The following is a 20,240-nucleotide window of genomic DNA, read 5'->3' as shown; positions in this document are numbered from 1 at the left end:
CGCCTCCCGCTGCCTGCCAAGGTCACAGCGCTTCATCGGCGCGCGGCTGGGCCTGTTCCGTTTTGGGCATGCGGCTGACCTTCATTCCCTCTGCCAGGTAGGGGGCACCGACAGCGACAATGTCCTCGCCACCCTCCAGGCCGGCGCGTATTTCGACCGAGCGACCGGACATGCGCCCGATCTCCACGGGCTGCGCGGAGACGGTCATGGTGTCCGGATCCAGTACCCACACCCGCGGCGACATGCTGCTGTCGGCCTGCACCGCTCGCGCCGGCACCCACCTGACGCTTTCGCGGGTTACCACCCCGGTCAGGTCGAGCTCGACCGTGGCCGTCATGCCGGGCAGCACATTGAAGTCAGTCGGGGCATCCATGGTGAAGGTGGCGCGGAAGGTCTGGGTCTGCTCGTCCGCCTTGGTTGCAATCTCCTTGGGACGAAGCGGAAATTCACGGTCGTCGCGGCCATCGAAGCGGACCGTGGCACGTATTGAGTCAGCGGTTTCACCCCGGCGCAGGTCCACGTCGGGGCCGGGCTCGTCACGCACGCTGCGCACCACTGATTCAGGCAAGTTGATGATCACGTCCAGTTCGTCGATATTTTGCAGCCAGATCACCGTCTGTCGTGGCACCACTTCTTCGAAGTTCTCCACATTGCGGCGGGCGATACGGCCACTGAACGGCGCTGTCAGTACCGTATATTCCAGGTCCTGCTCCGCAGCGTTCAGGGCGGCGCTGGCGGAGCGAAACTCCGCTTCCATGCGATCAAAATCAAGGCGCGAGATGTTGCCATCCTCAATGAGGTCTTTGCCGCGCTCGAAATTGCGCCGAGCATTGTCGTAAGCCGCGCGCCGGTCCTCCACCACGATGGCGTAGTCGGTCGGGTCCAGCCGGGCCAGCACCTGGCCCTTCTTGACCAGGTCGCCCTCCTTGATCAGCAGTTCCCGCAACTGGCCGCCCACGCGAAACGCCAGCTCGGCGCGCTGCGTGGCATCCACCCGGCCGGGGAAGGTGCGGACCGCATCATTACTGCCCCCGCCGACGGTGAACAGCTTGACCGGGCGCGAGGCAGGCTCTGGCAGCTCAGCCTGCTCCTGGGCGCAAGCGCCCAACAGCAGCGTGGCAACTATCAGGCAGAGGCCGCCCGGCTTGATCATTGTCATGATGAGTATCCCGCTATATGTCAGTCGCCAATTCTAGCATCGAAAGAACACAAGACGGATGTAAACGTGACCCGTGTCGCCACGGCAACCCGCGCGGCGCTAACCTGCCGGCGCCAGCGAGCGCGCCGCGGTCTCGACCTCCAGCGTACCGGGCGCGTAGCGGCAGCTGAGCACGGTGCGGTACTCGGTGCGAGAACGGCTGATCTTCCACTCGCCATCGATACGACGATACTCGTCATGGTAGAGCGCCGACAGCAGGGTCAGGGTCTGCTCCCGGGTATTGATGTTGCGGTAGTTCAATGACCACAGGCCGCGGGCCCGGTTCGCGTCACGGATCTCGATTTCCGGATTGGCGCAGTGGTGCATGTCCAGCACGTACTCATGGCAGCCCCGGGGCACGAAGATGCCGTCCACAAACTCGTCGCGATTGCCGCACTGGCCAAAGTAGTCCATGTCGATCAGCACCTCGCCCTCGGCAAAACAGGCGCGCACGGCCTCCGGGTCCTGGCGATCACAGGCATTCAGGAAGGAGCTGGTTCGCGATGCGTCCAGACAACACCGGCATCGGGATAGCAAGCGAACAGGTCGTCGAGAAAAGCCAGGTGCGACGGGGTTTTGAGCACCCAACGCTCGCGCTCGAAACCGCTTTGCAGGTGTTGCAGGAAATCGTGATGCCAGCGGTAGGTTTCGGCCATCGGCTGCTCCAGCAGCCAGCGCCGGTAGGCGGGGATGTGATACATGTACCCGAACTGCTCGCTCATGAAGTTCGAAGAAAACAGGTAGACGCATTCCTGGGGCAGGCGCGCACCAATGGCGTGGATGGCCCTGAACCCGGGGGAGAGTCTCTCGGCGATTGAGAGATGTAGTTCGGTTAACCGGATTCGCCGGTCAGCGGTGTACTGCGATTCAACGGGCGGTGGCACTGGCCTGGCGACTTCCCAGCTCGCAGGTGTCCGATTGGACGGGTCTTGCGCCATCAGTTCGAACAAAATGGTGGTGCCGGTGCGCAAGGATAGGAAATATTAACGGCCTATCGAGAGTAGACATCCTCGCTGATTGTGTCGACTGGACCTGCTGACCTGTCGAAGTTTCCTGCTATTGACCCGAAAACCCTGTTCGCGGCGTTGAGCATGCCATTCAAATCCGTTCATTCCTGAACGAGAGTACGCAACAGCTCATGCCATGCGGTTTTCACTGGCTTCCTTGCTGGTGTAGTGCTGTTGTGCTGGAATCCTTCCCAGCGAAAAGCGGCAACGCCCCAGGTGGCTCTGGTCGGTGGCACTAGCAATGGCCGAGCCGGCGTTTCCTGTTCCTTCTGGCGCAGGTGGTCCAGGATCCGGTCGATGACGTCCTGGTCCTCGATACACGCGATGACCCTGGCAGGTCCACCGCAGCGGGCGCAGACCCTGATGTCTATATTGAAAACACGCTTTAGCCGTTGAGCCCAGGTCATTGCGGCATGACGCTCGGCGGATGTGCGGACTTCTGCGTTGGAGATGGACTTGATGCCTTTACCGCGCCTGGCTGGTGTGACCAGCCCTCGCCAGCGATGGTTCGGTGCCAGGACGCCGTGGTAGCGGGTGAGATTGACCCTCGGTTTTGGTGCCAGAGCAGCTAACCGCGCAATGAAATCCACCGGGTCGAAGGCCACCTGTGTCGTTCCATCCCGGTACGGTGTCTTCAGGGTGTAAACCACCTTGCCAGTGGCACTCAGTGAAAGGCGGGGAACTGCCACGGCAGGGCGGGCAATATACCGGCAGAGATGTTCACGCTTGTCTTTTTGATGCCCCTCACAGCTGACACCGGCGTGCAGAGAGAAGCCATTGGCCTTGGCCACCCGCTCCAGTCCTGGATCGGGGCGCTCCAGTGGCCGGATGGTGCGAATCATGAAGGCCTTTCGCCCTTGCTGGGGACCAACGGCGATTCGATACGAGACGGAACTACCCAGAATCTGGGGCATGGCATCGGTATCCTCGGCGGGGTCGAGGTCCAGCCAGGCACTCTCGGTGTCCTGTTCCAGCAAGCCCTGGCGTTCGAGGCAGCGGCCGACGCGCTGGCTGATCAGTTGAACCAACTCCTCCAACTCGCCTTTGTCCGGTGCTTTGACGCGCTGAAAGCGGGCGGTCTGTTGTCGCGATGCACATAGACGCCATCCAGGAACAAAATATGAAAGTGAATGTTGAGGTTAAGGGCGCTGCCGAAGCGCTGGATCAACGTCACTGCCCCGGTAGCGCCATCCTTGAGCGAGAATCCGGTCTTGTGGATCAGGTGGGTGGAGATCGCCCGGTAAACGATGCGCAGCACCTTGCCCATGGCCTGGGGGTAGGCCGCAAACAGGAAGCGCAGTGGGAAGGGGAAGCTGATGACCCACTGGCGAAGCGGGACATCGGGAAACACCTCATCGGCCAGTAGGGCGGCGGTCTCGGCCATGCGGCGGGCGCCACAACTGGGGCAGAACCCGCGCTTCTTGCAGGAAAACGCTACAAGTCGTTCGAAATGACATTTGTCACAGCGTACCCGGAGAAAGCCGTGTTCGAGGCGGCCGCACTTCAGGTAGGCCTCAAATTCCTGGTGGACATGGTCTGGCAGGGATTTGCCCTGCTGAGCCAATTGGTCCACAAGGGCAGGGTAGTGCGCTTCGACGAGCTGGTAGAGTAGTGTCTGCTCGGGTTGATGGCGCTCGTAGGTGGTTTTGCCAAGGCCATCCCTGCCTTGTGCCAACATGGTGGTTTCGCCTTGGAGACCTGAAGACCGAACAAACCAGCCTGTATCGGGAGGCCGGATAATGCCACATCCGAAGTGGCCCGCGAGCCTGTCGCGATTCATCCGATGCGGTAGGTTGCCGAGGGGAAGAAGGTGTAAGACACTCGCTGCCCACGTCACTACAGAGCGAATGCGGGTAGTGACGTGGGCGCCCGCACGCTCCGCGCCGGTGCGAGCGCGATCCAGCTTTATTCGGCGCTGATCTATCAGGGCTTTTCGCTGGCCGAGGATATCGCCCGCGGCCTCGATCAGCGCGCCGCCGAGGAAGGGCTGACCAGCCTGTCGGAACTGACCGGGACCGGGGTCGAGGACTGGCTGTAACAATGACCGGTCAGGCCGGGCGGACGGTGCGCGTCCGCCCGGGCCGGCATCTTATCCCTTGCCGCGCGCCGCGCCATTGGCGCCTTGCGGCGCGGCGGCTTTCGCCTCGGGCTTCGCATCCTTGGCAGCTTCCGGCGCGGCTGTCTTCGCCGCCGCGGGCGCCGTGTTCTTGGCCGGCTTTTCCGCCTCAGCCCCAGCCTGCGGCGGCCTGCTGGCATCGAGGATATGCGACATGCCATGCACGACATGGCTGGCATGGCCGACGATCAGCGGATCGGGCGGCGTGGCAATGGACGGATCCTTGCCCGGATAATCCAGCGTCGACAGGAAATGCCGCATGCAGTTCAGCCGCGCCCGTTTCTTGTCGTTCGACTTCACGATGACCCAGGGCGCGTCGGCGGTGTCGGTATAGAAGAACATCGCCTCCTTGGCCTCGGTATATTCGTCCCATTTCCCCAGCGAGGCCTTGTCGATCGGGCTGAGCTTCCACTGCTTCAGCGGATCGGTCTCGCGCGCCTTGAAGCGGCGGCGCTGCTCCTCTCGGGTGACCGAGAACCAGTATTTGTAAAGCCGGATGCCCGAACGGGCCAGCATCCGTTCGAATTCCGGCGCCTGACGCATGAATTCCAGATATTCCGAAGGGGTGCAGAAGCCCATCACCCGCTCGACCCCGGCGCGGTTGTACCAGCTGCGGTCATAGAAGGTCATCTCGCCCGAGGTCGGCAGATGGTTGATATAGCGCTGGAAATACCATTGCCCGCGCTCTTCGTCGGTGGGCTTGTTCAGCGCCACGACCCGGGCAAAGCGCGGGTTGAGATGTTCGTTGAAGCGCTTGATCGTGCCACCCTTGCCGGCGGCATCGCGGCCCTCGAAGAGGATGACGAATCTCTGCCCGGTCTCCAGCGCCCATTTCTGCACCTTCAGAAGCTCGGCCTGAAGCTTCGCCTTCTCGATCTCGTAACCCTTGCGGGCGATGCGGCGGGCATAAGGATATTTGCCGCTTTCAAAGGCCGCACGCACCTGGTCGGGGGTCACGGTCGGAAAGCGCTTCGGACCGGTTCCTTCGGACGGGCTGGCCGCAGCAGGTTCGGAGAGAACGGCATGGTTCGGGCTGTCATCAGGCATCGCATTTCCCTTTCAATTTTTAATAAACCGAATGAGCATAACCGACATATAACCGTCACGCCTTGCGCTGGATCAAATCATTCCCGCTTTTCCGCGACAAGATACCGCTCTAACCTGCCCGAAAACCAAGCGGAGTCCCCTATGCTGACCATTCACGGCGTCACCCGGTCGCGCGCCTCGAAGGATAGGAAATATTAACGGCCTATCGAGAGTAGACATCCTCGCTGATTGTGTCGACTGGACCTGCTGACCTGTCGAAGTTTCCTGCTATTGACCCGAAAACCCTGTTCGCGGCGTTGAGCATGCCATTCAAATCCGTTCATTCCTGAACGAGAGTACGCAACAGCTCATGCCATGCGGTTTTCACTGGCTTCCTTGCTGGTGTAGTGCTGTTGTGCTGGAATCCTTCCCAGCGAAAAGCGGCAACGCCCCAGGTGGCGCTCTGGTCGGTGGCACTAGCAATGGCCGAGCCGGCGTTTCCTGTTCCTTCTGGCGCAGGTGGTCCAGGATCCGGTCGATGACGTCCTGGTCCTCGATACACGCGATGACCCTGGCAGGTCCACCGCAGCGGGCGCAGACCCTGATGTCTATATTGAAAACACGCTTTAGCCGTTGAGCCCAGGTCATTGCGGCATGACGCTCGGCGGATGTGCGGACTTCTGCGTTGGAGATGGACTTGATGCCTTTACCGCGCCTGGCTGGTGTGACCAGCCCTCGCCAGCGATGGTTCGGTGCCAGGACGCCGTGGTAGCGGGTGAGATTGACCCTCGGTTTTGGTGCCAGAGCAGCTAACCGCGCAATGAAATCCACCGGGTCGAAGGCCACCTGTGTCGTTCCATCCCGGTACGGTGTCTTCAGGGTGTAAACCACCTTGCCAGTGGCACTCAGTGAAAGGCGGGGAACTGCCACGGCAGGGCGGGCAATATACCGGCAGAGATGTTCACGCTTGTCTTTTTGATGCCCCTCACAGCTGACACCGGCGTGCAGAGAAGCCATTGGCCTTGGCCACCCGCTCCAGTCCTGGATCGGGGCGCTCCAGTGGCCGGATGGTGCGAATCATGAAGGCCTTTCGCCCTTGCTGGGGACCAACGGCGATTCGATACGAGACGGAACTACCCAGAATCTGGGGCATGGCATCGGTATCCTCGGCGGGGTCGAGGTCCAGCCAGGCACTCTCGGTGTCCTGTTCCAGCAAGCCCTGGCGTTCGAGGCAGCGGCCGACGCGCTGGCTGATCAGTTGAACCAACTCCTCCAACTCGCCTTTGTCCGGTGCTTTGACGCGCTGAAAGCGGGGCGGTCTGTTGTCGCGATGCACATAGACGCCATCCAGGAACAAAATATGAAAGTGAATGTTGAGGTTAAGGGCGCTGCCGAAGCGCTGGATCAACGTCACTGCCCCGGTAGCGCCATCCTTGAGCGAGAATCCGGTCTTGTGGATCAGGTGGGTGGAGATCGCCCGGTAAACGATGCGCAGCACCTTGCCCATGGCCTGGGGGTAGGCCGCAAACAGGAAGCGCAGTGGGAAGGGGAAGCTGATGACCCACTGGCGAAGCGGGACATCGGGAAACACCTCATCGGCCAGTAGGGCGGCGGTCTCGGCCATGCGGCGGGCGCCACAACTGGGGCAGAACCCGCGCTTCTTGCAGGAAAACGCTACAAGTCGTTCGAAATGACATTTGTCACAGCGTACCCGGAGAAAGCCGTGTTCGAGGCGGCCGCACTTCAGGTAGGCCTCAAATTCCTGGTGGACATGGTCTGGCAGGGATTTGCCCTGCTGAGCCAATTGGTCCACAAGGGCAGGGTAGTGCGCTTCGACGAGCTGGTAGAGTAGTGTCTGCTCGGGTTGATGGCGCTCGTAGGTGGTTTTGCCAAGGCCATCCCTGCCTTGTGCCAACATGGTGGTTTCGCCTTGGAGACCTGAAGACCGAACAAACCAGCCTGTATCGGGAGGCCGGATAATGCCACATCCGAAGTGGCCCGCGAGCCTGTCGCGATTCATCCGATGCGGTAGGTTGCCGAGGGGAAGAAGGTGTAAGACACTCGCTGCCCACGTCACTACAGAGCGAATGCGGGTAGTGACGTGGGCGCCCGCACTCAAGAGCAAAAACGCAGTGGCGCGCCTGCTCCACGTAATTTCGGGGTGGTTCCACTGGAAGCATCCCGCAAAGTAACAGTATCTGAGGATTTTCGGGCTCGAAACTGCTTTCAGAGTAGCCAATGCATAATTTCGGATCGGCTCCGGATAATCAGCACATCAGGTATCCGAGAAAAACCACCCCGGTTCGGGTCGAATTCTTTGTGACGCCCGTATTCCGTGTTCGTATAGTGGACCCACTAAAACGCGGCCACTGCGGAAAAGTGGCAAGGAGGACCCCACCTTGCATTCGCAAACGGGGCAGGCAGAGTCCGGTAGTTTTGGAATCCGCCGAAAGCGTCAGTCAGGACCACATGTGACGCAGCGGTCAGTGATGACCGGGTCCATCTTCGAACCATCGGGTGCCGCAAGTCCGGGTACCGCGCCTTCCAATCTCTCCCGCTGGTTACGGGGATCTGTTACACAACCGCTGTTGGTGACAGGGCACTCGTGCCCTGGATATTCAACAGTTTCTTCAACCCTGCAAACGCGCTGGCGGTCAGTGCGTTCTGTTTTTCTAAGAAAGGAGGTAAATCTATTCCGGCCTCAGGCTGGATAACCGTTGGTTGGCACGGGCCAGTTTCCATTAGGAAACACACCGTGTTGTCTATGGCCAGACACATTCAGGTCAACCGGGATTGGTGTCCCGTGATCGTACCGCACAGCGGGCCTGCGCAGCTTCTGTTGCCAGGTGATCAGAAACACTCACCCAAGGAAATAGCACTATGCGAGACCTGAACTACCAACTGAAAATGTTATGCAAGCACAGCCACGAAGGCAGCTTTGAAACTCGGGTGGGCCGGGAGCGACAGTTAAGCTCCATCGCCAACCAGTTACACGACCTGGGCTTCCGGCAGATGAAGGCCACGTCACTCAAACAGAAGCATATCCAGGCCCTGGTGGACCACTGGCTGGGCCAAAATCTCTCACCCGGGACCATAAAGAACCGGATGAGTTCCTTGCGCTGGTGGGCCGAGAAGGTCAACAAGCGGGCCGTGGTGGCCAGCTCCAACGATCATTATGGGATACCGGACCGGCAGTTTGTGTCCGACCAGAGCAAGGCCAAAGACCTGACCCGGGAACAGCTCACCCGGCGCAGCGGCGCGGGGGTTTGCACATCAAAGCGGGTAAAGGTGCGGGGCTCGAAATGTTCGATGGGTTCGTCGGTCCAGCCGCCCGGTGGCGCCACCCAGACACCCAGCTTGGCGCGCCAGCCTTTTGCCGCACGGGACATCTGCCACAGGTCGGCGTAGTAGTGCAGGTTGCCCTTGATCGGGCTGAAGCTGTGCAGCGGCTTGCGGATGCCGTAGCAAATTTTCTCGTCATCGCGCTCGTCGGCAAAGGTGCCGAACAGACGGTCCCACAGGACCAGGATGCCGCCATAGTTCTTGTCGATGCAGTAGTCGTTCTGGCCGTGGTGCACACGGTGGTTGCTGGGCGTCACCAGAATGCGATCCAGTATGCCCAGTCGGCCAATCAGCTCGGTGTGCACCCAGTACTGGTACAGCAGGTCGATCAGGCCCACGATCACCAGCATCTGCCACGGGATACCGAGCACCGCCAGGGGCAGGTAGAACACCCAGCCGAATAACGCACCGGTAGAGGTCTGCCGCAGTGCGGTAGACAGGTTGTAGTACTCCGACGAGTGGTGTGTACATGCGAGGCCCACATGACATTGACCTCGTGGCCCATGCGGTGCGCCCAGTAGTAACACAGGTCGTACAGCACCAGGGCCAGAATCCACAGCGGAATACTGCTCATGGACCATTCGGTAAAGCGGTAGGCCTCATACACCGCGATGTAGATGCCCAGCGTGGCGATCTTGGTGAAGGCGTTGGTCACCTGGCTCAACAGGCCATGGTGCAGGCTGGTGATGGCGTCGGGAATGTCGTAGACCGCCACACCGCGCCGCCGGGCCACCCAGGCCTCGAGCAGGATGGTGAGCATGAATACGGGTATGGCGTAAACAATGGGATTCATGGTTTTGTCTCTCTCGTTATGCAGCGCCTCTGTATCGGGTACCGTCATCGTTGAAAGTATACACTGCAGCCCATGCAAAGTTTTGATGTTGTGATCGTGGGTGCCGGTGCGGCCGGCCTGTTTTGTGCCGGGGTAGCGGGCCAATTGGGTTTGAAGGTTTTGGTGCTGGACCACAGCGAAAAGGTGGCCGAAAAAATCCGCATCTCGGGCGGTGGCCGCGCCAACTTCACCAACATGGACGTCACGGCGGCCAATTTCCTCAGCGACAACCCGCGTTTTGCCAAGTCAGCCCTGTCGCGTTTCACCCCGGCCACGGATAGGAAATTCAACCGCATGAGGCCAAGTATGGCACGAGTTTTGGGCCTCGAAACACGTTCGGCCAAGGAAGGTTGAGCGCTCGCTTGCCGCTCAATGGCAAGAGCTTGGGAGGCAGTATGCATTTGGGCCTGGCGCGCGCGCAGCTGCTTCCCCGCAGCGATGGATACCGCCGCTTCACTGGGTCACCAATTGACGCGCTGGTCTACCTCGTCGGGTTGAGCTGCCAGATCCCAATCCGGCTCGCCTTGCGCACCATCATCCACCGGCGCGTCGCAGCCTCCCACAGCGGTGGCCCGCGTGCCGGGGTGATGTGCGGGGCAGACTCCACCCCGATGTGGTTCAGGATGTGGCGGATTTCGGCGCTGTGGGTGATGAAGGCAATGATGCGCATCTGCCCACCGCACATGGGGCACAGCAGCGGAAATGCCTCGTAGATGCGGGCAATCAGCACCGCCCACAAGTAATGCGCCGCTCGCTTCGGGCGTGCTTCAGGTTCGGGTGTGGGTGTGGCCGCGTTGCCCGGCGCCGCCACCCCAGGTACGCCCGCGCCAGGTTGTGCAGTCTCCACCGTGGCTGGTTGCGACGCAGCAGGCTGAGCCAGCGCCGTTACCGCCGCTCTCAGCGGCGAGTTTGGTGCCAGCACACCAAAGTAGCGGTGCCGGTGGGTGCGTGGCGGTGGCACCAGCGCGGCGATGCGGTCGATCAGCTCCAGCGGTGTGAGGTGCAGCTCATCTGCCTTGGCACCACGCTTGTCACTGGTGGGCTCGCTGCGCTGTTTGGCACAGCGGTACACCAGTTTGCTTCCCTCTTTGCGTAGGCGCTCCATGGAAAACGGTGGACGCGCGCAATAGCGCAGCAGCCGCTCCAGCGCAGCGCGGTCGTGGGCTTCGATGCAGACACCGGCGTCCACCGAGAAGCCGCTGTGTTTGTAGCCCAGCATGTCTTTGGCGTCACAGTTCTCCAGCAGGCCCCGAGCAACGAAGGCGCGCAGGATGCGTTTTTGCAGTGTGGTCTGCACTGGGGCCACGGTAGCCGCATCGATGCCGGTGGCCGCGTGAAAGATGACACCCGGCGATGAGATTCGAGGGGTCGCATCAGCATCGCCCTCGCCCTCCACTTCCTCAAACACCCCGTCCACCACACAAACGTGGAAGTGGACGTGTTCATTGAGGCTGGAGCCGAATCGGTGAATGAAGGCGATGGCACCGATGTGCAGGCCTGCCTTGTCCATATGGGCCGCACCGGGGCTGTGGGTCTGCAGAGTTTGTGCGATCACCCGCAGAAAGATGCGCAGCACCATGCTCAGCACCGCTCCGTCGCGTTGCATGAAGTACCGCAACCTCTTGGGCACGGAGAGCACCCACTGGCGCACCGGCAGGCGGGGGAATACGTGATCGTTCAGGTGCGCTGCTGTCTCCACCATGCGCCGGGTGGTGCACGAGGGGCAGACTCCCCGGCCTTTGCAGGAGAAGGCTACAAAGTAGTCGTGCCCACAGTCGCCGCAGCGAGCGCGGGCAAAGCCATGGGCAAAGATGCCGCACTCAAGATACTTGGCAAACGCTTTGCGCACGAAGGGCTTGGGGGTGTGGTGGTCGCACTGGCCGTCGAACTGACCCGCGCTGGCCAACTCTAGCCAGGTCTCGTAGTGCTCGGCTACCGTTTGGTAGAGCAGCGTGCGTTCGGGGTGGCGTGGGTTGTAGAGCTTGGGCTTGGAAGTGGCTGACATGAATACTGTACAAATGCACAGTATTCTGCGGCGATTGTTTGGGTACGCAAAGCACAAGGCCCGAACCGTCGCCAGTTCGGGCCTTGGCAGGGTAGCTTGGCTGCGGACTTACTTGCGCGCAGGCGGCACATCCGTGCAGCTGCCATGCGCCACTTCCGCCGCCATGCCAATGGATTCGCCAAGGGTTGGATGCGGATGGATGGTCTTGCCGATGTCCACTGCGTCGGCGCCCATCTCGATGGCCAAGGCGATCTCGCCAATCATGTCATCTCGATGGCCAAGGCGATCGCTGGGTCGCCGCCAGACGGCGGATCACGTTGGGTACGCCTTGCCGTCGCCAAGATGCTTGGGCTTGAGCATCGGCGTCTCGTGGGCGTGCAGCACCACGTGGCGACGCAGTTCGTCATCCAGCGCCTTTACCATCGGCTGCAGTTGCGCGCCGCACGCACCGACCCACTGTGCCAGCGTCGAGCGGGCAACAGTAAGTCTGATGCTCTTTGCGCATTCAGATGAATGCATTACGCCCATACGAAATCCGAAATCAGCTCGGCCGCGCACAGCAGATGGCAGTTGTCTATGGCTGTAAATGCGCTTCCCGCAGAGCCATGTCCTCTCTCAGAATACGCTGGATCTCCAGTATCGCGGCCGCGCTCTGTTGCACGCTGTGCCCCGAAATAATGACTTTCTCGGACTGTGCGCCGGGAAGATGTGCGCTGCGATAAGGCACGAGACCATCATCGGAATCAGCGAGGGCCACTTCGGCATTGGCCTGGGCCACGATCGAGTGATAGCGCACCTGGGTAGAGATGGGAAAGTCCGCAGCCGTGCGCACGAATGGATCGTTTTCGTCGAGATTGTCGACGCTATTGGGGATATGCCCCAGGCTTTCACGGCTGCTGGCGGCCGCATTGGGTGTCAGTGTATGGGCGAGTTCTTCGAGCACCGTAATGGGAAAGCGGATAAATCCCGCCATCCAGCGCCCCAGGCGTCCACCCGCGACCGATGTGCCCCGATGAGGCGCCGCGATGAAGATGGCACTGCTGACATTCGGGAAGGGCTCGAAGCGCAACATGGGATCAATGCGCCTGATCTGCTGCGGCGTCAACCGACTGTGATCCGCAGCCAATTGCACCAGCGATTGATCGGTTGACGACACCATCAACCGCGCGATGACCCCGCCCATGCTATGCCCCACCAGCACGAGGTCGGACGACGCCGGCGCTTGGCCGGATGGGTCGAAATGCGTCAGCGTATCCCCGAGCGCCCTGCGAATCATGGCGTGGTTCAACGCGACTGGCATGTTGGTCGGGTAGTAGACCTGCCAGATCTGGTAATGCTGGCGCAGGGCCTCATCGCCCAGGATTTCGTTGGCGAGTTCCACCCAGGCTTCAGGGCTGCTGGCCAGTCCGTGCAGCATGACGATGATCCGCCTGTTCGGATCGTAGGGCTGCATCAAGTAGACGTGCGGGCGGTCGATGCCACCCTCGCGCCCGAGCAGGCTGCGCAGCGACTGGCGGTTGAAATTGGCACGGGCCAGCCATACGCCATAGCCGGCCGTGAAATTGGCCGCCAGCGGCACACGTTGGCCGCGCAGCATAATGGCCGATTCCACATAGGGGTCATGCACCGTCAGACGGGCTGTACGAGCATGCAGCACGCTGTCCAAGTTGTCTCCGTCGGGATGCAGCAGAACCGTCATGGACGGCGCGGGCATCTCGCTCCAGGGCAGCGGTTGCTGATCATGTTTTGCCGCTGGGCGACCACCCCGAGTTGGGGCGGCGCTCAGGGACTCGTCCGGAATGACCGCCACAAGCTCGGCGCCAAAGCCGTCGCGCCGGTAGAGGCTACGCAATCCACGGAAAGACAGGGACGAGGCTGGCAGGAGTTCGGCTGGCACCGCCGTACTGCCCGGTAAGCGCGCGCCGCGCATATCCAGCTTCAGTTCCCAGCCTGCAATGTTCCAACTGGTCTGGTCGGACAACTGCGTCGGCATTTGTTGCCGAACTTCGAACATGCCGGTGGCCGCATGCTCGACGGCATAGTTATACCAATCCCGCACTTGGGTCTGGCGATCCTCGAAGGCCCGCTCTCCCGGAGTATGGTCACCAAGGAACAGATAAGCATAGGCATAGCGAATCGTCTCAAGCCAGGCGGCTTGCTGCGCTGAACCGGGCTTCATGGCCTGAGCCTGCGCCAGCCATAGTTCGGACAGTGCAGCCAGGCGTCTATCCGTGGCAACCCCCGTCACGGTAGCCAAGGCCTCCGCGCACTCCGAGGAGATCGGCTTTGCGCATGCCTGCTCATCCAATGCCGCCACCCTGATGGTCTGGACAGTCGCAGCCGCGTCGAGTTTGCGCTGCGGGTGGACCGGCTGGGTGCCATGCTGGATCTGGACCGCCGACAATTGCAGGCCATCAACATGCCGCACAATGCAGCTCCCTCCATGGTGGACGCGGTGGTGCGCTTTGATGCCGCTGCCGGAGAAACACCGGGCGTGTTGTGCCAGCTCTCCAAGACCTGGCTGCAGTACTGCGTTGGCACGCTGCGGGGGGATTATTCCGCCCAGGACCTGGCGCAGTTTCAGGCCTGACCCAGAACAGAGACAAGCCCCCTATGGCCATTGGCAAATACATCAAGGAAATCGGACGCGGCAAGGACGGTGCCCGCGCGCTGAACCGCGCGCAGGCGACGGACCTGTTCGGTCAGGTGCTGGACGGCACAGTGACCGATCTGGAGATTGGCGCCTTTTGCCTGGCCATGCGCATCAAGGGCGAAACCGCTGAAGAAATGGCCGGTTTTCTGGACGCCACCGCTGCGCGCCTGCAGCACCTGCCCGCCAGCGACCGGCCCACGGTGGTCATCCCCAGCTACAACGGCGCGCGCAAGCTGCCGCTGCTGACACCGCTGCTGGCGTTGCTGCTGGCCCGTGAGGGCTTGCCGGTGCTGATCCACGGCACGGCCACCGAGTCCACCCGGGTTTTTACGTCAGAAGTGCTCGCAGCCCTTGGTATACCTGCGCAAGCAGCTATTCAAAAGATAGCAAATGGTGAGGTGGCGTTTGTCCCCACCGCCCTGCTGTGCCCCGGGCTGCAACGCCTGCTGGAGGTACGCCGCGTGGTGAACCTGCGCAACCCGGCACACAGCCTGGTCAAGCTCATGAACCCGTGCGTGGGCAAAAGCCTGATCGTCAGCAGCTACACCCACCCCGAATACGCGATCTCCATGGCCGCCACCTTTGCACTCACCCATGCCAACGCCCTGCTGCTGCGCGGCACCGAGGGCGAGGCCGTGGCCGACCCGCGCCGCACGCCCACGATGCAGGCCTTTGTGAACGGCCAGACCTTTACCTTGCAGGAGCACCAGGCCGGCCCGCTGACCAGCCTGCCCAACCTGCCCACGCAACTGGACGCAGCCACCACCGCAGCCTATATTCAAAGTGTGATGACCGGCGCACAGCCCGTACCCGCCCCCATTGCGCAACAGGTGGCCCACATCTTGCAGTTAGTCGAATCACTATGAAACACGATCTCTCCGACTCCAACGCGGCAGGCCAGGTCACCCTGGTCGGCGCCGGCCCGGGCGACCCGGAGCTGCTGACCCTCAAAGCGCTCAAAGCCATCCAGGCCGCCACGGTGCTGATGGTGGACGACCTGGTCAACGAAGCCATCGTGGCCTACGCATCCCCCGAAGCACGTATCGTGCACGTGGGCAAGCGCGGGGGCTGCAAGTCGACACCGCAGTCGTTTATCGAAAAGCTCATGGTCACCGCCGCACTCGAAGGCGAGAACGTGGTACGCCTCAAGGGTGGTGACCCGTTCATCTTTGGCCGTGGTGGTGAAGAGGTAGAAAACCTGCAAGCCGCTGGCATACGCGTCAGCGTCATCAACGGCATCACGTCTGGCCTGGCCGCGGTCACCTCACTGAACGTGCCGCTGACGCACCGCGAGCACGCGCATGGCGTGGTGTTTGTGACCGGCCACGCCAAGCCCGGCGACACCGGTACCGACTGGCGCGCGCTGGCGCACACGGCCTACCAGGCCAAGCTGACTTTGGTGATTTACATGGGTGTGAGCGGTGCCGCCCACATCCAGGACGAACTGCTGTACGGCCTGCCCGACACCACCCCCGTGGCCATCGTGCACAACGCCAGCCTGCCCACGCAGCGCCATGCGGTCTGCACGCTGGGTGAGCTGCAGACCACCATCGCCCGCGAAGGCCTGGCCAGCCCCAGCGTCATCGTGGTCGGTGATGTGATGCAGGGCCTGCTGGCCGCAGCCCAGGTCCCCGAACGGGAACCCCTGGGCCAGACGCGCACCGCCTGAGCGTTCAGGCAGCCGCGAGCTGCTGGTTTTGTGGTGTGCGCGTGGCCCCCACCGCCAGCAGCGCCAAGGCCAGCGCCAGACTGTAGTGCATCAACTGCACGTTGTTAAAGAGTCCCAGGTAGTTGCTGTCGGCCTTGCCAGTAGCCGCCACCACAAAGCTGCCCAACAAAGCCAGCGTGCCCGCCATGCCCCAGGTATTGCGCTGCTGCACCGCCGTCCAGGCAATCACCAGCGCGCACACGCCCGGCACCACCTGCGACCAGAGCACCAGACCGGCCAGCGTCAGCACGATGCCGACACCCCCCACGACCAGCACAAAACGCCCGACCGCCGCGCCACGTGTGGCCAGCGGCGCATCCGGCCAGCGCAGGCCTGATGCAAGCAACGGAAACGCAGCACAGGCGGCCAGCAGGCTGGTGAAACGGTGTGGCCCCAGCATCTCGGCCCAGCCCGAATACCGCAGCACACCCAGGCAGGCCGCCAAACCGATCAGGCCGGCAGCCACTGCCACAGCAGGCCGCTGGCGCAGGTGAAACCACAGGATGGCAGCACACACCAGCAGCAGCACCAGATCCGACAAGGCGTCCGGGTTCATGCTGCCACTCCCACCGCGTTGGCAGGGGCGACGGACTGGCGATTCAGCCAGACCACACTGCCCACACACAACACCAGCAATGCACCCTTGAGCAGCAGCGGCGCCTCAAAGCCAAACCACTGCGGCACGGCGGCGAACGACACACCCAGCGCCAGCAGACGCACCTGCTCCAGCCACTTGCCCCAGACAAAACGCTCAAGCAGCGCCCCCAGCGCCACCGCCGTGACCAGAATGCCCAGCGCGTACACCGCGGCCGTGCCTCTGTCCAGACCCTTAGCCACACCGATGAAATGCGAAACAAAAGGCACCAGCACCGCGCACTGCAGCGCCACGTACCAGCGCAGCGGCGCGGGGGTTTGCACATCAAAGCGGGTAAAGGTGCGGGGCTCGAAATGTTCGATGGGTTCGTCGGTCCAGCCGCCCGGTGGCGCCACCCAGACACCCAGCTTGGCGCGCCAGCCTTTTGCCGCACGGGACATCTGCCACAGGTCGGCGTAGTAGTGCAGGTTGCCCTTGATCGGGCTGAAGCTGTGCAGCGGCTTGCGGATGCCGTAGCAAATTTTCTCGTCATCGCGCTCGTCGGCAAAGGTGCCGAACAGACGGTCCCACAGGACCAGGATGCCGCCATAGTTCTTGTCGATGCAGTAGTCGTTCTGGCCGTGGTGCACACGGTGGTTGCTGGGCGTCACCAGAATGCGATCCAGTATGCCCAGTCGGCCAATCAGCTCGGTGTGCACCCAGTACTGGTACAGCAGGTCGATCAGGCCCACGATCACCAGCATCTGCCACGGGATACCGAGCACCGCCAGGGGCAGGTAGAACACCCAGCCGAATAACGCACCGGTAGAGGTCTGCCGCAGTGCGGTAGACAGGTTGTAGTACTCCGACGAGTGGTGTACCACATGCGAGGCCCACATGACATTGACCTCGTGGCCCATGCGGTGCGCCCAGTAGTAACACAGGTCGTACAGCACCAGGGCCAGAATCCACAGCGGAATACTGCTCATGGACCATTCGGTAAAGCGGTAGGCCTCATACACCGCGATGTAGATGCCCAGCGTGGCGATCTTGGTGAAGGCGTTGGTCACCTGGCTCAACAGGCCATGGTGCAGGCTGGTGATGGCGTCGGGAATGTCGTAGACCGCCACACCGCGCCGCCGGGCCACCCAGGCCTCGAGCAGGATGGTGAGCATGAATACGGGTATGGCGTAAACAATGGGATTCATGGTTTTGTCTCTCGTTATGCAGCGCCTCTGTATCGGGTACCGTCATCGTTGAAAGTATACACTGCAGCCCATGCAAAGTTTTGATGTTGTGATCGTGGGTGCCGGTGCGGCCGGCCTGTTTTGTGCCGGGGTAGCGGGCCAATTGGGTTTGAAGGTTTTGGTGCTGGACCACAGCGAAAAGGTGGCCGAAAAAATCCGCATCTCGGGCGGTGGCCGCGCCAACTTCACCAACATGGACGTCACGGCGGCCAATTTCCTCAGCGACAACCCGCGTTTTGCCAAGTCAGCCCTGTCGCGTTTCACCCCGGCCACGGATAGGAAATTCAACCGCATGAGGCCAAGTATGGCACGAGTTTTGGGCCTCGAAACACGTTCGGCCAAGGAAGGTTGAGCGCTCGCTTGCCGCTCAATGGCAAGAGCTTGGGAGGCAGTATGCATTTGGGCCTGGCGCGCGCGCAGCTGCTTCCCCGCAGCGATGGATACCGCCGCTTCACTGGGTCACCAATTGACGCGCTGGTCTACCTCGTCGGGTTGAGCTGCCAGATCCCAATCCGGCTCGCCTTGCGCACCATCATCCACCGGCGCGTCGCAGCCCTCCCACAGCGGTGGCCCGCGTGCCGGGGTGATGTGCGGGGGGGCAGACTCCACCCCGATGTGGTTCAGGATGTGGCGGATTTCGGCGCTGTGGGTGATGAAGGCAATGATGCGCATCTGCCCACCGCACATGGGGCACAGCAGCGGAAATGCCTCGTAGATGCGGGCAATCAGCACCGCCCACAAGTAATGCGCCGCTCGCTTCGGGCGTGCTTCAGGTTCGGGTGTGGGTGTGGCCGCGTTGCCCGGCGCCGCCACCCCAGGTACGCCCGCGCCAGGTTGTGCAGTCTCCACCGTGGCTGGTTGCGACGCAGCAGGCTGGGCCAGCGCCGTTACCGCCGCTCTCAGCGGCGAGTTTGGTGCCAGCACACCAAAGTAGCGGTGCCGGTGGGTGCGTGGCGGTGGCACCAGCGCGGCGATGCGGTCGATCAGCTCCAGCGGTGTGAGGTGCAGCTCATCAACCTTGGCACCGCGCTTGTCGCTGGTGGGTTCGCTGCGCTGCTTGCCGCAGCGGTACACCAGCTCAGCACCCTCTTTGCGCAGCCTGTCCATCGCAAAGGGTGGGCGGGCGCAATAGCGCAAGAGCCGCTCAAGGCCTGGACGGTCGTGGGATTCAATGCACACCCCGGCATCCACCGAGAAACCGCTGTGTTTGTACCCCAGCATCTCTTTTGCCTCGAAGTTCTCCAGCAGCCCACGGCCCACAAAGGCGCGCAGGATACGTTTTTGCAGTGTGGTCTGCACTTGTGCCACGGGTGTCGCATCGATGCCGGTGGCAGGGTGGAATACGACACCTGACGCAGAGACTTGCATTGCGGCATCAGCGCTGCCCTCGCCTGCCACCTCCTCAAACACCCCGTCCACCACACAGACGTGGAAGTGGACGTGTTCGTTCAGGCTGGAGCCGAACCTGTGGATGAAGGCAACTGCGCCGATGTGCAGGCTTGCCTTGTCTGCATTGGCCGCGCCAATGCAGTGCGCCTGCAGGCTTTGCGCAATCACCCGCAGGAAGATGCGCAGCACCATATTGAGCACTGGCCCGTCGCGCTGCATGAAGTAACGAAGCCGCTTGGGAACCGACAGCACCCACTGGCGCACCGGCAGGCGGGGGAATACGTGATCGTTCAGGTGCGCTGCTGTCTCCACCATGCGCCGGGTGGTGCACGAGGGGCAGACTCCCCGGCCTTTGCAGGAGAAGGCTACAAAGTAGTCGTGCCCACAGTCGCCGCAGCGAGCGCGGGCAAAGCCATGGGCAAAGATGCCGCACTCCAGATACTTGGCAAACGCTTTGCGCACGAAGGGCTTGGGGGTGTGGTGGTCGCCCTGGCCGTCGAACTGACCCGCGCTGGCCAACTCTAGCCAGGTCTCGTAGTGCTCGGCTACCGTTTGGTAGAGCAGCGTGCGTTCGGGGTGGCGTGGGTTGTAGAGTTTGGGTTTTGCAGTGATTGGCATGAATACTGTACAAATGCACAGTATTCTGCGGCGATTGTTTGGGTACGCAAAGCACAAGGCCCGAACCGTCGCCAGTTCGGGCCTTGTCAGGGTAGCTTGGCTGCGGACTTACTTGCGCGCAGGCGGCACATCCGTGCAGCTGCCATGCGCCACTTCCGCCGCCATGCCGATGCTCTCGCCCAGCGTCGGATGCGGGTGGATGGTCTTGCCGATGTCCACTGCGTCGGCGCCCATCTCGATGGCCAAGGCGATCTCGCCAATCATGTCATCTCGATGGCCAAGGCGATCGCTGGGTCGCCGCCAGACGGCGGATCACGTTGGGTACGCCTTGCCGTCGCCAAGATGCTTGGGCTTGAGCATCGGCGTCTCGTGGGCGTGCAGCACCACGTGGCGACGCAGTTCGTCATCCAGCGCCTTTACCATCGGCTGCAGTTGCGCGCCGCACGCACCGACCCACTGTGCCAGCGTCGAGCGGGCAACAGTAAGTCTGATGCTCTTTGCGCATTCAGATGAATGCATTACGCC

Annotated in this window: 20 protein-coding genes and 4 pseudogenes; 7 read left to right on the top strand and 17 right to left on the bottom strand. The window is 62.0% G+C overall.

Translation table 11 applies throughout. The features are described from left to right. Window positions 1-22: 22 nt before the first annotated feature. From R3E49_RS11105 to R3E49_RS11090, 4 genes and pseudogenes are all read right to left on the bottom strand, one after another. Window positions 23-1,159, bottom strand: coding sequence for an efflux RND transporter periplasmic adaptor subunit (locus tag R3E49_RS11105; protein ID WP_371295105.1), 1,137 nt, complete (start codon window positions 1,157-1,159; stop codon window positions 23-25). A 99-nt stretch (window positions 1,160-1,258) separates the two neighbouring features. Then, window positions 1,259-1,651 carry a nuclear transport factor 2 family protein gene (locus R3E49_RS11100; RefSeq protein WP_371295104.1) on the bottom strand — a complete coding sequence of 131 codons (393 nt, stop codon included), beginning with the start codon at window positions 1,649-1,651 and terminating at the stop codon, window positions 1,259-1,261. A gap of 29 nt (window positions 1,652-1,680) precedes the next feature. Continuing rightward, window positions 1,681-2,169, bottom strand: coding sequence for a sulfotransferase (locus R3E49_RS11095; RefSeq protein WP_371295103.1), 489 nt, complete (start codon window positions 2,167-2,169; stop codon window positions 1,681-1,683). Window positions 2,170-2,423: 254 nt separating this feature from the next. Then, a pseudogene (locus R3E49_RS11090) lies at window positions 2,424-3,883 on the bottom strand (transposase); the annotation flags it as partial. Window positions 3,884-4,066: 183 nt separating this feature from the next. Between R3E49_RS11090 and R3E49_RS11085 the strand changes: the two are divergent. Beyond that, window positions 4,067-4,243 (top strand): hypothetical protein, encoded by a 177-nt coding sequence (locus R3E49_RS11085; protein WP_371295102.1) that lies wholly within the window; start codon window positions 4,067-4,069, stop codon window positions 4,241-4,243. A gap of 51 nt (window positions 4,244-4,294) precedes the next feature. Here the strand turns inward: R3E49_RS11085 and ppk2 are convergent, their stop codons facing one another. Then, complete coding sequence (gene ppk2, locus R3E49_RS11080; RefSeq protein WP_371295101.1) at window positions 4,295-5,368, bottom strand: polyphosphate kinase 2; 1,074 nt, start codon at window positions 5,366-5,368, stop codon at window positions 4,295-4,297. A gap of 363 nt (window positions 5,369-5,731) precedes the next feature. Further along, window positions 5,732-7,265: pseudogene (locus R3E49_RS11075) on the bottom strand (transposase). 962 nt (window positions 7,266-8,227) lie between these two features. On the opposite strand from R3E49_RS11075, the pseudogene R3E49_RS11070 reads away from it, so the two are divergent. Then, window positions 8,228-8,464: pseudogene (locus R3E49_RS11070) on the top strand (phage integrase N-terminal domain-containing protein); the annotation flags it as partial. A gap of 56 nt (window positions 8,465-8,520) precedes the next feature. Here the strand turns inward: R3E49_RS11070 and R3E49_RS11065 are convergent. Together R3E49_RS11065 and R3E49_RS11060 are read right to left on the bottom strand one after the other, a co-directional pair. Next, on the bottom strand, window positions 8,521-9,117 hold the full coding sequence (locus tag R3E49_RS11065; RefSeq protein WP_371295241.1) for a sterol desaturase family protein: 597 nt from the start codon (window positions 9,115-9,117) through the stop codon (window positions 8,521-8,523). Then, window positions 9,030-9,482: a sterol desaturase family protein gene (locus tag R3E49_RS11060; RefSeq protein WP_371295100.1), complete on the bottom strand. Its 453-nt coding sequence runs from the start codon at window positions 9,480-9,482 to the stop codon at window positions 9,030-9,032. The genes R3E49_RS11065 and R3E49_RS11060 overlap by 88 nt, the downstream gene beginning before the upstream one ends. A 72-nt stretch (window positions 9,483-9,554) precedes the next feature. On the opposite strand from R3E49_RS11060, the gene R3E49_RS11055 reads away from it, so the two are divergent. After that, window positions 9,555-9,875, top strand: coding sequence for an NAD(P)/FAD-dependent oxidoreductase (locus R3E49_RS11055; protein ID WP_371295094.1), 321 nt, complete (start codon window positions 9,555-9,557; stop codon window positions 9,873-9,875). Window positions 9,876-9,982: 107 nt separating this feature from the next. Here the strand turns inward: R3E49_RS11055 and R3E49_RS11050 are convergent. The 4 genes and pseudogenes from R3E49_RS11050 to R3E49_RS11035 all read right to left on the bottom strand — a co-directional run bounded on the left by R3E49_RS11050 (window position 9,983) and on the right by R3E49_RS11035 (window position 13,954). Then, window positions 9,983-11,526 (bottom strand): annotated as a pseudogene (locus R3E49_RS11050) (IS91-like element ISPps1 family transposase). 108 nt (window positions 11,527-11,634) lie between these two features. After that, window positions 11,635-11,790, bottom strand: coding sequence for a hypothetical protein (locus R3E49_RS11045; protein WP_371295092.1), 156 nt, complete (start codon window positions 11,788-11,790; stop codon window positions 11,635-11,637). 48 nt (window positions 11,791-11,838) lie between these two features. Next, window positions 11,839-12,045 (bottom strand): transposase, encoded by a 207-nt coding sequence (locus R3E49_RS11040; RefSeq protein WP_199917100.1) that lies wholly within the window; start codon window positions 12,043-12,045, stop codon window positions 11,839-11,841. Window positions 12,046-12,100: 55 nt separating this feature from the next. Beyond that, window positions 12,101-13,954 (bottom strand): esterase/lipase family protein, encoded by a 1,854-nt coding sequence (locus R3E49_RS11035; protein WP_371295099.1) that lies wholly within the window; start codon window positions 13,952-13,954, stop codon window positions 12,101-12,103. Between R3E49_RS11035 and R3E49_RS11030 the strand changes: the two genes are divergently transcribed. The 3 genes from R3E49_RS11030 to cobA are packed head-to-tail and all read left to right on the top strand — an operon-like array spanning window position 13,946 to window position 15,848. Then, window positions 13,946-14,116: a hypothetical protein gene (locus R3E49_RS11030; protein ID WP_371295098.1), complete on the top strand. Its 171-nt coding sequence runs from the start codon at window positions 13,946-13,948 to the stop codon at window positions 14,114-14,116. The two genes, R3E49_RS11035 and R3E49_RS11030, sit on opposite strands and share 9 nt — an antisense overlap. A gap of 23 nt (window positions 14,117-14,139) precedes the next feature. After that, window positions 14,140-15,045, top strand: coding sequence for a DNA-binding protein YbiB (gene ybiB / locus R3E49_RS11025; protein ID WP_371295097.1), 906 nt, complete (start codon window positions 14,140-14,142; stop codon window positions 15,043-15,045). Beyond that, the gene (gene cobA, locus R3E49_RS11020; RefSeq protein WP_015061188.1) at window positions 15,042-15,848 is read left to right on the top strand and encodes a uroporphyrinogen-III C-methyltransferase; all 807 of its coding nucleotides are present in this window, start codon (window positions 15,042-15,044) and stop codon (window positions 15,846-15,848) included. The genes ybiB and cobA overlap by 4 nt, the downstream gene beginning before the upstream one ends. A 4-nt stretch (window positions 15,849-15,852) precedes the next feature. Here cobA and R3E49_RS11015 read toward each other — a convergent pair whose 3' ends face one another. Together R3E49_RS11015 and R3E49_RS11010 are read right to left on the bottom strand one after the other, a co-directional pair. Then, entirely contained in the window at window positions 15,853-16,443 is a 591-nt protein-coding gene (locus tag R3E49_RS11015; RefSeq protein WP_371295096.1) for a hypothetical protein, read from the bottom strand. After that, on the bottom strand, window positions 16,440-17,669 hold the full coding sequence (locus tag R3E49_RS11010; protein WP_371295095.1) for a sterol desaturase family protein: 1,230 nt from the start codon (window positions 17,667-17,669) through the stop codon (window positions 16,440-16,442). Before R3E49_RS11010 ends, R3E49_RS11015 begins: the two co-directional genes overlap by 4 nt. Window positions 17,670-17,739: 70 nt before the next feature. Between R3E49_RS11010 and R3E49_RS11005 the strand changes: the two genes are divergently transcribed. After that, complete coding sequence (locus R3E49_RS11005) at window positions 17,740-18,060, top strand: NAD(P)/FAD-dependent oxidoreductase (RefSeq protein ID WP_371295094.1); 321 nt, start codon at window positions 17,740-17,742, stop codon at window positions 18,058-18,060. A 107-nt stretch (window positions 18,061-18,167) separates the two neighbouring features. Here R3E49_RS11005 and R3E49_RS11000 read toward each other — a convergent pair whose 3' ends face one another. The 3 genes from R3E49_RS11000 to R3E49_RS10990 form a co-directional block, all read right to left on the bottom strand. Next, a complete protein-coding gene (locus R3E49_RS11000) occupies window positions 18,168-19,715 on the bottom strand; it encodes an IS91 family transposase (protein ID WP_371295093.1) in 1,548 nt (515 codons plus the stop codon). Window positions 19,716-19,823: 108 nt separating this feature from the next. Beyond that, entirely contained in the window at window positions 19,824-19,979 is a 156-nt protein-coding gene (locus R3E49_RS10995) for a hypothetical protein (RefSeq protein WP_371295092.1), read from the bottom strand. A gap of 48 nt (window positions 19,980-20,027) precedes the next feature. After that, complete coding sequence (locus tag R3E49_RS10990) at window positions 20,028-20,234, bottom strand: transposase (RefSeq protein ID WP_199917100.1); 207 nt, start codon at window positions 20,232-20,234, stop codon at window positions 20,028-20,030. Between the last annotated feature and the right edge of the window lie 6 nt (window positions 20,235-20,240).

This window comes from Haliea sp., from assembly GCF_041395985.1.
In the GTDB taxonomy this organism is placed as follows: Bacteria; Pseudomonadota; Gammaproteobacteria; order Pseudomonadales; family Halieaceae; genus Haliea.
Note: the sequence above shows the minus strand (reverse complement) of the source record. Positions and strands in the feature narration are given on the sequence as shown.